Source organism: Sandarakinorhabdus sp. (genome assembly GCF_987265915.1).
Genome location: NZ_OZ503948.1, coordinates 2,314,007 through 2,327,705, shown reverse-complemented (window position 1 = coordinate 2,327,705; position 13,699 = coordinate 2,314,007). Strand labels below are relative to the sequence as shown.

Annotated in this window: 11 protein-coding genes; 1 reads left to right on the top strand and 10 read right to left on the bottom strand. The window is 65.1% G+C overall.

Going from position 1 to position 13,699, the window contains the following annotated elements; all coding sequences use genetic code 11:
- Window positions 1-2 precede the first annotated feature (2 nt).
- The 4 genes from AC6UUM_RS11485 to AC6UUM_RS11470 form a co-directional block, all read right to left on the bottom strand.
- Window positions 3-863, bottom strand: a complete 861-nt coding sequence (locus AC6UUM_RS11485; protein ID WP_500802413.1) for a shikimate dehydrogenase — start codon at window positions 861-863, stop codon at window positions 3-5.
- 80 nt (window positions 864-943) lie between these two features.
- Entirely contained in the window at window positions 944-3,931 is a 2,988-nt protein-coding gene (locus AC6UUM_RS11480; RefSeq protein ID WP_500802412.1) for a TonB-dependent receptor domain-containing protein, read from the bottom strand.
- An 89-nt stretch (window positions 3,932-4,020) separates the two neighbouring features.
- A complete protein-coding gene (locus AC6UUM_RS11475; protein ID WP_500802411.1) occupies window positions 4,021-5,298 on the bottom strand; it encodes an MFS transporter in 1,278 nt (425 codons plus the stop codon).
- A complete protein-coding gene (locus AC6UUM_RS11470; RefSeq protein WP_500802410.1) occupies window positions 5,298-5,738 on the bottom strand; it encodes a type II 3-dehydroquinate dehydratase in 441 nt (146 codons plus the stop codon). Before AC6UUM_RS11470 ends, AC6UUM_RS11475 begins: the two co-directional genes overlap by 1 nt.
- A 127-nt stretch (window positions 5,739-5,865) precedes the next feature.
- On the opposite strand from AC6UUM_RS11470, the gene AC6UUM_RS11465 reads away from it, so the two are divergent.
- The gene (locus AC6UUM_RS11465; RefSeq protein WP_500802409.1) at window positions 5,866-7,887 is read left to right on the top strand and encodes a pyrroloquinoline quinone-dependent dehydrogenase; all 2,022 of its coding nucleotides are present in this window, start codon (window positions 5,866-5,868) and stop codon (window positions 7,885-7,887) included.
- A 216-nt stretch (window positions 7,888-8,103) separates the two neighbouring features.
- On the opposite strand, the gene AC6UUM_RS11460 is transcribed toward AC6UUM_RS11465, so the two are convergent.
- The 6 genes from AC6UUM_RS11460 to AC6UUM_RS11435 all read right to left on the bottom strand — a co-directional run bounded on the left by AC6UUM_RS11460 (window position 8,104) and on the right by AC6UUM_RS11435 (window position 13,696).
- Window positions 8,104-8,391: a c-type cytochrome gene (locus AC6UUM_RS11460; protein ID WP_500802408.1), complete on the bottom strand. Its 288-nt coding sequence runs from the start codon at window positions 8,389-8,391 to the stop codon at window positions 8,104-8,106.
- Window positions 8,384-9,964 carry a carboxylesterase/lipase family protein gene (locus tag AC6UUM_RS11455; protein ID WP_500802407.1) on the bottom strand — a complete coding sequence of 527 codons (1,581 nt, stop codon included), beginning with the start codon at window positions 9,962-9,964 and terminating at the stop codon, window positions 8,384-8,386. The genes AC6UUM_RS11460 and AC6UUM_RS11455 overlap by 8 nt, the downstream gene beginning before the upstream one ends.
- Window positions 9,961-10,989 carry an alpha/beta hydrolase fold domain-containing protein gene (locus AC6UUM_RS11450; RefSeq protein WP_500802406.1) on the bottom strand — a complete coding sequence of 343 codons (1,029 nt, stop codon included), beginning with the start codon at window positions 10,987-10,989 and terminating at the stop codon, window positions 9,961-9,963. Before AC6UUM_RS11450 ends, AC6UUM_RS11455 begins: the two co-directional genes overlap by 4 nt.
- Window positions 10,990-11,105: 116 nt before the next feature.
- Window positions 11,106-11,777 (bottom strand): TetR/AcrR family transcriptional regulator, encoded by a 672-nt coding sequence (locus AC6UUM_RS11445; protein ID WP_500802405.1) that lies wholly within the window; start codon window positions 11,775-11,777, stop codon window positions 11,106-11,108.
- Between the two features lie 123 nt (window positions 11,778-11,900).
- The gene (locus tag AC6UUM_RS11440; protein ID WP_500802404.1) at window positions 11,901-12,857 is read right to left on the bottom strand and encodes a Gfo/Idh/MocA family oxidoreductase; all 957 of its coding nucleotides are present in this window, start codon (window positions 12,855-12,857) and stop codon (window positions 11,901-11,903) included.
- Entirely contained in the window at window positions 12,854-13,696 is an 843-nt protein-coding gene (locus AC6UUM_RS11435; protein WP_500802403.1) for a class III extradiol dioxygenase subunit beta, read from the bottom strand. The genes AC6UUM_RS11440 and AC6UUM_RS11435 overlap by 4 nt, the downstream gene beginning before the upstream one ends.
- Window positions 13,697-13,699 lie beyond the last annotated feature (3 nt).

The following is a 13,699-nucleotide window of genomic DNA, read 5'->3' as shown; positions in this document are numbered from 1 at the left end:
CTTTACCCGCTTTGCGCAGGCGCGAAGCAGGTGAAGCTGGATTGCATGCGCCGGTGATCGGCGGCATGGCCGGTGAACAGGCTGAACGCAGCCGCCGCCTGGCCCACCGCCATGGCGCTGCCATTGATCACCGTGCAGCCGCGCCGCCGGCTTTCGGCGATCAGGGCGGTTTCCAGCGGGAAATAGACGATGTCGGTCACCCAGAGGTGCGGCCCCAGCGCGTCGACCGGCACCGGCAGGCCCGGCAATTTGGCCATGCCCATCGGCGTAGCGTTCACCAGGCCGTCGGCATTGGCCAGCGCCCTCGATAGATCGCCGCCCACATTGATGTCGCGGCCGGGGAACTGCTGGCGCAAGCGATCGGCCAAAATTTCGGCACGGGCTTGCTCGACGTCGAACAGGCGCAGCGCCGCCACACCGTGCAGCATCAGCGCCTGCGCCGTGGCAGCGCCGGCACCGCCGGCCCCCACTTGCACAACCCTGCCAAACGGCCGTTCGCCCAGGCCCGTGGCCAGCGCATCGCCAAAGCCGATGATGTCGGTGTTGTGGCCGGTGGTGCGGCCATCGCGGAAGACGATCGTGTTCACCGCACCCACGGCGGCAGCCTGCGGGGACAGTTCATCGAGCAAGCCCAATACCGTCTGCTTGTAGGGGTAGGTGACGTTGCAGCCGGCAGCCCCGAGCGTGCGCAACGCCGCCAGCAGTTGCGGCAACTGGGCCTCCCCCCAGCCGCGGCTGGTGAAGTCGAACAGCATGTACAGCAGGCGCAACCCCTGGGCGTTGGCTTCGCGCTCGTGCAGCCACGGCGAGCGCGAGGCACCGATGTCGCGGCCGATCAGTCCAACCAGGAAAGCGGCCCCCACTACGGAGGCATTGTCTGCCGACGCCCTGCCTGCGTTGTCGATACCGTCCACGCCGTTTGCCCCGCGCCTGCCGTTGTTGATCAGAACCGGGTCCGCACGCCGATGCTGATCACCCGGAGGATCGGGTTGCCAGCGAACGTGTCATAGCCCTGCGCATTGTTGTAGAAGGGCGGTTTGACGTTGAACAGGTTCTGCGCGTCGATGAACACTTCGCCATCCTTCATCCAGCCTTCCGGCAAAGTATAGGCGAAGTGGGCATCGAAGGTGGTGTAAGGCTTGACCGGATCGCCGCCAGCCCCGGTCGGCACGCCGCCCACCGACACCACCGGATTGATGGCATTGCCGCTGAAGTTCTTGTAACCGCCGGTGTGGTTGATGAACAGATCAGCTGCGAAATCACCGACCTTCACGCCGACATCGCCGCGCAGATCGAGCTTGATCGACGGGAATGTGCCGTTGAAGCCGGTGGTGCCCAGCACGGAGAAGGTCGGGCCGCCGCCGAAGTTCTGATCGAACTTGGTTTTCAGCGACATCGCCGCACCCACGCTGAAGCTGCCCCAATCGGTGGTGTGGCTGTAGCGTGCGTCGGCATCGATGCCCTGCACCTTCAGGTTCAGCACGTTGCGCTGGCGGAAGTCGTAAACATAATAGGTGGTGCCCGGAATGGTGGTGGTCAGCGGCCGGTTGCCGACGATTTCCGCAATCTGCGCCGGCGTGGCGCCGGTCGGGAACACCCGCAACAAGGATTGCAGGCCGGTGATGTTCACCGCCGAACCCGACACCGGTGCCGTCACGCCGCCAGTGAATTCATTGTTCCAGAAGGTGGCAGACACACGCAAGCCCGGCGCGAAGCTGGGGGTGAAATCCACGCCCAGCGCCCAGCTGGTGCCCTTTTGCGCCACCAATTCATTGTTGCCGCCATTGATCTGCAGGCCCTGGATGGTGGGCGTGCCGATCGTGCAGGTGGTGGTGGTGCACGACACGCCGGGGATGGTGTTGACACCGGCGTAGGCCGCAATCGGCACAGCCAGGTTGGTCGGGCCGCCGGCGACCGAAGTTTCGGCGGTGGTGCCGCGGCCATCCGCGCCAAAGCTGGTGAGCGCCGGCGCCACGAAGCTCTTGGACCAGTTGCCGCGCACGCGGATGCCGCGCACCGGTTCCCAGTTCACCGCGATCTTGGGATTGGTGGTGGAACCGAAATCCGAATAATCATCGATGCGGCCGGCCAGATTCAGGTCCAGCTTGTAGATGCCGGGGATCTCCTGTTCCGGGCCCACGAACGGCAGCAGCACTTCGGCATAGGCCGCCTTCACGTTGCGGCGATAATCGAGATTGATCGTCGTCGAACCGCTGCTGGCCGGGCCGGTGCCGTTGGGGAAGGCGGCATTCTGGCGAATGGTGTAGCCGATATACTCGCCGCCCACGGCGACCTGTGCGGCACCGCCGGGCAGATCGAACAGGTCACCGGCAACCTGCATCCGGTAATTCTGGATGCCCTGGCGGGTGAAGCGATAGGTGGTGGTGTCGGTCAGACGCGCGCGCACGGCGGACGACGTGCGATTGGCCGAACCGGAATTCCACACGTCAAGCGCGTTGGCGGCAGTGAGCGGCAATTGCGTGACGATCACGCCGGTGGCCGGCACCGAAATCGTCGTCAGGCTGCCGCCCTGGTTGGTGGTGCCATTCAAAGCCAGCAGCGCCGCCGACTGGTTGAGACGGCCGGTATCGCGCACGAAGCTGCTCGACGTGCCGATCAGGGCGAGGGCGGAGATGGCCCATTTGTCGCTCAGCTCATATTCGGCGCGGGTGTTGATGAAGAAATGCTCTTCGCCGGAATTGATCTCGGCGCCCGGCCCGAGCAGCTGATCGCCGGAGAAGCGCACCTGCTGGCTGGTCGAGGTCTGGCCCGGCATCGCGACATAGAAGGGGTTGATCTGCCCCGCACCGCCGGTTGGCGTAGCGCCGGGGCCGAACACGGTGGCGAGCACAGCACCGCCGCCAGTGCCGCCCTGACCGCGCGAAACCTGCTGATTGTTCTTGCGGTTGGAATAGAGGATGTCGCTGCCCAGGGTCAGCTTGTCACCAACCTTCTGTTCGACCTTCATCATCACATTGTGGCGGCGCTCTTCCGGCAGCTGATCCGTCAGCTGGTTGATGTCGCAGAAGGCGTTGGACTGGGCGTTGGACACCGGGTTGCCATAGCTGCCGCCGGCAAAGCGGAAGATGTTGGTGGTGCCGCCCGGCTGCACGCTGGCCGGATCGCAGTTGAAGCTGGCGAAATTGGCGCGGTTCTGGGCGGTGGCGGTGCTGAGGTCCAGCCCGGCATCGGTGGCGCGCTGGCGCTGATCGGCAGCGAGGAACGGCCGGCTCGGGGTCTTCAGACGCGAACGATCGGAATAATTGTAGCCGACCGTCACCCAGCCGCTGTCCCAGCTGGTGCCGGCGACGAAGCCGGCCTGATAGGTGCGATAATCATCGCCGAAGCCGATCTGGCCCGAGGTCTGGATGCCATCGAACTTGCGGCGGGTGATGAAGTTGATGACGCCGGCAACCGCGTCGGAGCCATAGATCGACGACGCGCCTTCGGCGAGCACTTCGACGCGCTCGATCATGGTGACCGGCACCATGTTGGGATCGCCCAGGCTGTGGTTGACGCCCGACAGCGGGATGCGATGGCCATCGATGATGTTGAGCGTGGAGTTGGACGCCGAGCCGCCGAGACCATGGATGGTCGGCGCGTTGGTGCCGCTCTGCGACGCCGAGTTAAACGAACCCTGGCCCGCCGAACCGAGCCCGACAACGGCCGGCACCGAGCGCAGGATCTGCTGCACGGTCTGCGCGTTGGTCTTTTCAATGGCTTCGGAGGTGACGCTGATCAGGTTGGAGCCGACCGGTGCGACGCCCTTCAGGCTGGACCCGGTGACGACGATTTCGGCTGCTTCTTCCGGTTCGGCAGCAGTGCCTGCGGCCTGATCGCCAGCGACCTGCGCGGCGAGCGGAGTGGCGGAAATGGCCATGGCCAGCGCCATGACGGAAACATGCGGCAACAGCCGTGCAGACGAAACCATGATCTTCTCCCCTGGATTGATTTCTTGATTATGAACCAACTGGTCCGTCCATATGCGAAACGAAGGATGGGCGTCAAGTTTGGCTCAAGTCAGTCGAGCGTCACCCGCACCACCGGCCCGACCACAACGACATAGGCCAGCGCGCCGACCAGGCCCAATGTGGCGATATAGGCCAGCGCCGCATAGAAACTGCCCGTGGCATCGACGGTGAAGCCGATCACCAGCGGCGTGACGATGCCGGCCAGATTCGCGCACAGGCTGAACAACCCGCCGGTGACACCCACAGCCTCTTTCGGGGCCACGTCGGTGATCAGCGTCCAGCCGAGATTGACCATGCCCTGGCCAAAGAAGGCGAGGGACATGATGGCGATCACCATGTCATTGCTGTCGGTGAAATTGGCGGCGACCATGGTGGAGGTGAGCAGCAGGCCGACAATGATCGGCAACTTGCGGCCCAGCGTCGCCGATCCGGTGCGGCGAATCAGCCAGTCCGACACTTGCCCGCCAACCAGCACGCCCACCGATGCCGCCAGATAGGGCAGGGCGGCGGCCCAGCCGGATTTCAGGAAATCCATGCCGCGCTCATCGGCCAGATAGGACGGAAACCAGGTGAGGAAGAACACCAGGGTGGAGTTGCCGCAGAACTGCCCGATGGAGGCGCCGAGCACCTGGCGCTTGCGCATCAGCTGGCCGAGCATGGACCAGCTGAAGGGCGGTGCGGTGCCGGTGGAAAGCCCACCGCCAGCGCGGATATAATCAAGTTCGGCCGCATTGGCCTTGCTGTCGAGCGGTTCGCGGTAAAGCAGAAACCAGATGCCAGCGAAGACCACGCCGATGCCGCCGACCAGCCAGAACAGCGATCGCCAGCCCCAGGTGCCGACGATCCAGCCCAGCACCGGAATCAGCAGGCCCAGCCCGACATATTGGCCGACGGCATAGACGCTGTTGGCCCGCGCACGTTCGCCTTGCGGGAACCAGCTCGCCAAAACCCGACTGTTCGCCGGGAAGCACGGCAATTCAGCCAGGCCCAGCGTCAGCCGCGACGCCAGCAGGCCGGCGATGCCGCTGGCAAAGCCGTGCAGCGCGGTCGCGATCGACCAGAACGCCAGCGAGAATCCATAGGTCAATTTGGTGCCGAAGCGATCGAGCACATAGCCGCCCGGCACTTGCGCCAGCGCATAGGTCCAGGAAAAGGCCGAGAAAATCAGGCCCATCACGGCCGGGCTGATCTCCAGCTCGGCGGTGAGCGCCGGCTTGGCAACGCCCAGCACGGAACGATCGAGATAGTTGAGCATGGTGGCGCAACTGATCAGCGCCAGGATGCCGAGCCGCACCCGGCTGGCTTGTTGCCCAGGTTTAGGGGCCATCAGCGCAGCGCCCAGCGGCGGGCCAGTTCGCGCACGGCGAGGCCATAGCCAGCCACGCCCAGGCCGGAGATGATGCCGGTGACCACCTGGGTCATGATCGATTTGCTGCGCCATTCCGCCTCGCGGCGGTGGATGTTGGAAATATGCACTTCGATCACCGGGCAATCGACCATCTTCAGCGCATCGAGCACCGGATAGGCGGCATAGGTGAAGGCCGCCGGGTTGATGGCGATGCCGATCTGGCCGCGCCGGGCGGCCTGCACCCATTCGACCATTTCATGTTCGTTGTTGGTCTGCCTGAAGATCAGCGGCAGGTCGCCGGCTGCGGCGCGGCACAGCGCCTCGACATCGGCCAGCGTGTCGCGGCCATAGATTTCGGGCTCCCGCTCACCGAGCAGGTTGAGATTGGGCCCGTTCAACACATGAATTGCTGCGGTCATCTGATCATCCCCGATAGGCCGGCTGCCGCTTTCCCTGTTGCCCAGCGCAAGGCTGCCGGCAAGGGGTTGCGATCTTTCCGCCCCCTGTGTACGAACTGGTACATATAAAGATGGGGAAGGGTTGGCAATGCGCCAGATGGCACGATTGGTGGCAAGTGCAGCGGCCTGTGGCCTGATCGGCACGGCCGCACTGGCGCAAACGACCGCCCCCGCCGCTGGTGATTGGCCCACCTATGGCCGCGACAAGGGCGGCCAGCGCCATTCGCCGTTGACCGACATCACCGCCGGCAATGTTGCCAGCCTGGTGCCGGCCTGGACCTATCACATGCGCCCCGCCTCTGCCGATGCAGCGCCGGACGCGGCGGCCACTGCGCAGCGCGCCGCCGAAGGGGTTGGGCCGCCGCCCGGTGCACCTCAAGCTGGTGCACCTGGGGGCGGGGGTGCCTTCACCCGGCAGCGCAGCCGGTTTGCCGGATCGCAGGCCACGCCGCTGATCATCGACGGCGTGCTCTATACCACTACGCCCTATGGCAAGGTGGTGGCGCTGGAGCCTGACACAGGCCGCGAACTCTGGGCAGCGACCATCCCCGGACCCGGCCAGCCGAGCGTGCGCGGTGTCGAATATTGGCCGGGGGACGGCAATGTGGGGCCGCGCCTGTTCTTCGGCACGCGCGACGGCCGGCTGATGGCACTGGAGGCGCGCACTGGCCAGCCGGCGGCCGAATTCGGCAACAATGGCGTCGTTGAAATGAAGACGCCCGACGTGCTGAACGGCCTGGAGGTGCGCCAATATGGCATGACCTCGCCGCCGATCGTCTGGAATAATCTGGTCATAACCGGGGCGGCCGTGCAGGAATTTCCGCCGCGCGGCGCGGCTGGCGATGTGCGCGCCTGGGATGCGCGCACCGGCAAAATGGTGTGGAGCTTCCACAGCGTACCGCGCCCCGGTGAGCCCTATCGCGAAACGTGGGGGAAAGATTGGGCGGGCAAGGACGCATCCGGCAAGGACGGCGCCGAAGCCCGGTCCGGCACCAATGTCTGGGGCTTCCTCACCGTCGATACGGCGCGCGGCATCGTCTATATGCCATTCGCCGCGCCCAGCTTTGATCGCTTCGGCGGCGACCGGCCCGGCGACAATCTGTTCAGCACCACCCTGGTCGCTGCCGATGCAGCCACTGGCAAGCGGCTGTGGCATTATCAGGTGGTGCGCCACGACATCTGGGACAATGATCTGCAGGCGCCGCCGCTGCTGTTCGATGTGAAGAAGGGCGGCAAGACCATCCCGGCCGTGGCGATCATGTCGAAAAACAGCCTGGTGTTCATCCTCGATCGCACCACCGGCAAGCCGATCTTTGCCGTGAAGGACCAGAAGTTCCCGAAGAGCAATGTGCCCGGCGAAGTCACCGCGCCGACCCAACCGATCCCGCAGGTGACGCCGCCGCTGTCCCGCACCAGTTTCACCATGGCCGATGTCGCCGATGTGACGCCTGAGCTGAAGCAGAAATGCACTGACTGGATCACCTCGAACAAGATGGTGTCGGGCGGCCTCTATGTACCTGTCGGCTTCAATGAAGTGACGATCAGCTTCCCCGGCCTGCAGGGCGGTGCCAACTGGGGCGGCGGCACTTTTGCGGCCGATCGCGGTTATATCATCGTCAACACGTCGGAACTCGGCCAGGTGACGGCGCTGGTGCCATCGAAGGGCCCGCTGCCCGTCGAGCGCGGTCCGGTGAGCGGCCGCTTCCAGCTGCCGGGCTCCAAATTGATGTGCCAGCAGCCGCCATGGGGGAAACTCTCCGCCATCGACACGCGCACCGGCAAGATCGCCTGGGCGGTGCCGCTCGGCGTCACCGACGAACTGCCGGCCGGCAAGCAATTGACCGGGCGGCCCAACATCGGCGGGCCGATCAGCACGGCGAGCGGCCTGACCTTCATCGGCGCCAGCGACGATGGCCGCTTCCGCGCCTTCGACAGCGCCACCGGCAAGCTGCTGTGGGAATATCGCCTGCCCGCCGCCGCGCACGCCACGCCGGTCACCTATCGCGGCAAGGACGGCCGGCAATATGTGGCGATCACGGCGACGGGCGGCAGCTTCCTCGACAGTCCGCTGGCCAGTGATGTGGTGATGGCGTTCGCATTGCCGAAGTGAAGCCGGCCCGCAGGCCTGTCCTACATGGCCCGATCCTGTCATGATGGCTGTGCGTTGGATTGTTGCCGGCGCGGATTTCTTGTTTCTTGTGTCGAAACAAGGCCGAACCCCGCCGGATTCGTCAAATGTGTCAAAACTGAAGACCGGTTTTCGCGATCCGGCAGCTCTTTGAAAATCAAAGCGACTGTAACGGGTCCGACCCGAAAGCGATCCTGTTCAAGGTGCGAAATTCGTGCCGAGATAGGCGGCGATGGCCTCATATTCGGCGTCGCTGATATCGGCGCCGCGGCCGATCATCTGGTCGATGGCCTGTTCCCAGGCAGCGCGGTCGCGGCGTTGGCCGACGATGATGGTGACCGGGTGGCAGGTGGCGCATTTGGCCCCGACCAGTTCGCGGCCAGGCCCGGCCGGCAGCAGCGACAGATCGGGCGCCGGTGCCTGCGCTGCCGCGACGCTGATCGCAGTGGCGGTAAGCAGGGGCAGGGCGAGCAGGAGCTTAATCACGGGGCCGGTTCGCCTGCATTGCCCGCGGCGGGGCGGGGGTGGGGCTCAGCGCATTTACCAGCGCGGCGCGCGGCCAATCGATGGGCTTCGACTGCAAATCCAGCCACATCAGCCTGGGCTTGGCCGGGTCGAACGCCGGCCAGGCCGCATCCGGGGCCTCGCCGCGGGCAAAGCGCACCAGCATGTCCGACATCTGCTCGCCAAGCGCCCGATCCGCCGCCGTCCAGTTCCGCGTGGTGCGGAACAGGTTCAAACTATCCTGCGTCTGGAACCAATATGGCACATCACCGGTGTGATAGGCGCCGGCCGTCGCCGCATCATGATCGGCAAAGCTGATGCCGTCGGCATAGGGCTGGCGGCGGGCAAACAGCCAGACATAGGCCGGCGCGCCGGATTTTGCCTGTGCCGTCGCCCAGCGCATCACTTGCTGGCCGATGCTCATGTCGCGCTGCAAATCGTTGGAAGCGCGGGTTAGATCGGCGTCGCTGGCCGGTGCATAGCTGGCCAGCACCGCATCGGCCTGCGCACCAAAACGCGCGCGCACCGCGGTTTCATATTCGGCTTTGCTGGCGATGGTGCCAAGGCCGCCATTGCCTTCATCACGGGTGAAGCCGATCAACACCGGCACCTTGCTCTGGCCGCCGGCGGCAAAGGTGGCGGCGGCATCGCCGGTGATCACCCGACCATCGATGATGGTGGCGTCACGCTGCACCCCGGCACTGCCGGCCAGGATGCGATCGCTCGGCAGATCGCGCATGGCTTCGATATCGGCGGCGCCCAGCGCCTTCTGCACGGCCAGGCCCTGTTGTTCGGCTTCGGCAAGGCCGACCCCGCCGCGTGGCCGCCATGGGCTGCCGCTCATGCCGACAACCCGGTGAAACAGGCCTTTTGCCAGCGGCGAGATCTGCAGCATCGCAACCGACATCGATCCCGCCGATTGGCCGGCGATGGTGACATTGCCGGGGTCGCCGCCAAAGGCCGCGATGTTGCGCTTCACCCATTCCAGACCGGCAATCTGGTCCATCAGGCCATAATTGCCGCTGTGGCCGCCGCCTTCTCGGGTCAGTTCGGGGTGGGCGAGGAAGCCCAGCGGCCCGACGCGATAGGCGATGTTGACCTGCACAACGCCCTTCTTGGCCAGTTCGGCGCCGGAATAATTGGCCATCGATGTGGAGCCGACATTGAAGGCGCCGCCATAGATCCACACCACCACTGGCCAGGCCTTGCCGGCGGGCGGGCTGCCCGGCGGCGCCCACACATTGAGATAGAGGCAATCTTCCGACACGGCTTCGTTGCCGAAATAATGGTTCATGGTGCGGCCGCGGCCCGGTTGCGGGCACATCGGCGCTGGCATCGTGGCGGCGCGGGTGCCGGCCCAGCGCGCGGCCGGCTGCGGCGGTTTCCAGCGCAATTCGCGCACCGGCGGCGCGGCGAACGGCACGCCCATCCAGGCCTTCACACCGCCTGCAATGGTGGCGCCGGCAATCGTGCCGCTTTCGACGGTCACCTGCTGAGCCGCCGCCGGTGCAGCGGCAAGCAACAGGGCGAGGGTGATACGGGCCAGACCGATCATTTGCGTCCTCCAAACTGGGCGTGGAAGAAATCGAACGTGGCGTTCACCGCCGTCATGGTGGCGGCATGGGTGGTGGCAGCGTCGCGGCCGATGAAGCTGTGGTCCACCGCCGGGATGTAGATGGCACTCACCGGGACGCCCAGGGCCTTCAGCTTGGCCTCTGCCAGATGGGATTGTTCCACCGGCACCGTGCGGTCTTCCGTGCCGTGGATCAGCAGGAACGGCGGGCTTTGCCGGCTGAAGAAGGTGGCCGGGCTGGCATTGGCAACCCGATCGGCCGGGCAGGTGGCAGGTGTGCAGCGCAACAGCTGGTTCTCCGCGGCCGGCGCACCGGGCTGGGCCTGCCGGGCCAAAATCGGCGCAAAATCGAACACGCCATACCAGATGGCGGCGGCCTGCACGCAGGTATCGCCCGCCGGAAGGGCCGGCTGGCCAGCGCGCGGGGCGGGATCAAAGCTGGTGTCCCGGCAACTGGTGGCCGCCAGTGCCGCGATATGCCCGCCCGCCGAGCCGCCCCAGACGGCAATACGCTGCGGATCGATGCCATAGCGCGCGGCATTGGCCTTCAGGAAGCGGATGGCCGCGCGCACATCCTGCAACTGTGCCGGATGCGGGGCTTCGGCCGCCAGGCGATATTCAAGGCTGGCAACCACGAAGCCTTCGCCGGCCAGTTTCGCCAATGCCGCCGGGAAATCCTGGATGGCCCCGGCCGCCCGCGTGTTGCCTGCTACCCAGCCGCCGCCATGGACATAGATGATCAGCGGCTTCGGGCCGGCGCCGGGCTTGTGATAAAGATCGAGCGTGATCGGGCGATAGCCGACGGGCGTGGAGAAGGGCACATCGGCAAGCGCGGTGATGCCGCCGGGAAAGGCCAGGGCGCGATCGGGCATGGCATCGCCCAGTGCCGGGCCGGCGCCGGCCGTGGCCAGATCGCGCGGCACGCCCGGTTGCTGGGCCGAAACCTGCCCCGATGCCAGAGGCGCCCCGGCAAGGGCCAGCAGGGCACACATCACCAACGGTCGCATGAGAACCTCCCCAAATCATTATATTAACTGGTTCGTCCATAATCGGGCCGGCGGCAGGGCGCAAGCGGTGGCTGCAGCCAGTCGTTTGGCTGGATCGACCGGTTCAGGCGGGCGCTTCAGGCGGGCGGGCGAACCGCCGCCAGCACCGTGGCCACGATGGCAGCGCGGCGGCGGGCAATGGTTTCGGTTTCCGACATGTCCACGCCAAAGATTGTCCTAATCGTGTAGCGGTTTGACACGACATAAAAGCACAAGGATGAGATTTGCAGATGCAGTTCGAGGGCATCAAGCCCGGTGCGGAACACGCCTTCGGCCACGCCCTTGTCGATGATCGCCTGCATCGATGCCACCACGCGGCTGTTGCGGTCGCGGATGCCTTCGACGCTCCCGAGATGTTCTGCGCGGTGGATATTCTCGTTCATCACCATCCGCACAAATTCGGGGTGGAGAATATGGTAATCCAGCGTGTGTTCGATATGGGCCTGCAGGGCCGCCAGGGCCGGCAAATCCTCGAAATGGCGGTCGGCCTCGGCTTCGCGGATACCGGCATAATTCTGCTCGAGCACGGCGCGGTACAGTTCTTCCTTGCTGCCGAAATAATAGTAGATCATCCGCTTTGAACTGCGGGTCCGTTCGGCGATTTCGTCGATGCGGGCGCCCGCCAGGCCCTTGTCGGCAAATTCGGTGGCGGCCACGCGCAGGATATCGGCCCGGGTTGCATCCGCATCGTTGCTGCGGCCCTTGTGGGCGTCTGCTTCGGCGATCTGTTTTTTTGGTTGTTCGACCATGGCCTTAGTTAGCGGCTTCTAGCTGGCCAGCGCAAGCGTGTCGCATGGCCTGACTGTTTCGGCTGGTCAGGTGCGCTCCGTATCGATCCCGGCATCGGCAGCAGCCGGATATCGACTGTTGGATTACATGAGTTGCTGTTCCAGCATATGCAACGTCCGATAGCAGGGCAGCACCTGGTCCACGCTGGCGTTCGGCGCGCGGCCTTCGCGGATGGCGGCGATAAATTCGCGATCCTGCAATTCGATGCCGTTCATCGACACATCCACCGCGCTCACATCGATGCGTTCATCCTTGCCGGTGAACAAATCATCATAGCGCGCCAGATAGGTGCCGGTGGTGCCGATGTAGCGAAAGAAGGTGCCGAGCGGGCCATCATTGTTGAAGCTGAGCGACAGGGTGCAGATGGCGCCGCCGGCCGATTTCAGCTGAATGGACATGTCCATGGCAATGCCCAGTTCCGGGTGCAGCGGCCCGGCCAAAACGTTCGCCGCCACGATCGGCTCGCCGGTCTGGTAGGCAAACAGATCGACCGTGTGGGCAGCGTGGTGCCACAGCAGATGATCGGTCCAGCTGCGCGGGTCGCCCTTGGCATTCATGTTGCGGCGGCGGAAGAAATAGGTCTGCACGTCCATCTGCTGGATGGCGAAATCGCTGGCGGCGATGCGATTGTGCACCCATTGGTGGCTGGGGTTGAAGCGGCGAGTGTGGCCGACCATGCAGACGAGGCCGGTCTTCTGCTGCATCGCCAGCACCGCTTCGGCATCGGCGAGGCTGTCGGCGAGCGGGATTTCCACTTCGACATGGCGGCCTGATGCCATGCATTGCAACGCCTGCGCCGCGTGCATCTGGGTGGGTGTGCACAGGATCACTGCATCGACATCATCGCGGGCGAGCGTCTCGGCCAGATCGGTGCAGGCGTGGCCGATGCCATATTTGGCGGCGATGGCCTGTGTCGGTTCCAGCTGGCGGCCGACCAGCGAGGTGACACTGACGCCTTCGATCAACTTCAGCGCATCGAGATGCTTTTCGCCAAAGGCTCCGGCGCCGGCCAGCGCGACACGAACGGGTTTCAGGCTCATGGGGTGGGCTCCAGGACGATATGGCCGACGGCGGTGTTGGATGCCGGCACGTGATAATGGCGATGCAGGGCGCGCGTGGCATGGCCCAGCGCGCCGCGCATGATCAGCCACATCACCATTTCAATGCCTTCGCTGCCGGTTTCGCGCAGATATTCGATGTGCGGAATATGGCGCAGCGCGTCACTGTCGCCCACCAGCCCATCGAGGAAGCGATTGTCCCACTCGGCGTTGATCAGGCCGGCGCGCGGGCCCTGGATCTGGTGGCTCATGCCGCCGGTGCCCCACACCTGCACGTTCAGATCTTCGGGGAAGCTGGCGACGGCGCGGGCAATGGCTTCACCCAAAGCCCAGCAGCGGTTGCCCGATGGCGGCGGATAGGTGACGACATTCACTGCCAGTGGGATGACGCGCGCCGGCCATTCGGGCAGCGGGCCAAAGCAGGCCGAAAGCGGCACGGTCAGGCCATGATCAACTGTCATCTCATTGATAATCGTCATGTCGAATTCATCGAGGATCAGGCTCTGCGCGATGTGCCAGGCCAGATCGGGATGGCCGATCACATCCGGCACCGGGCGCGGCCCCCAGCCTTCATCGGCCGGTTTGAACCGTTCACCGCAGCCGATGGCGAAGGTCGGGATGATCTTCATATCGAAGGCCGAGGCGTGATCATTGTAGACGAGGATGATGACGTCGGGCTTCGTCTCGGCCAGCCATTGGCGGGTCCATTGATAACCGGCGAACACCGGCTGCCAATAGGCCTCTTCGGTCTTGCCCAAGTCCATGGCGACGCCGATGGCGGGCACATGGCTGGTGGCCAGGCCGTGGGTGATGCGGGCCATGGT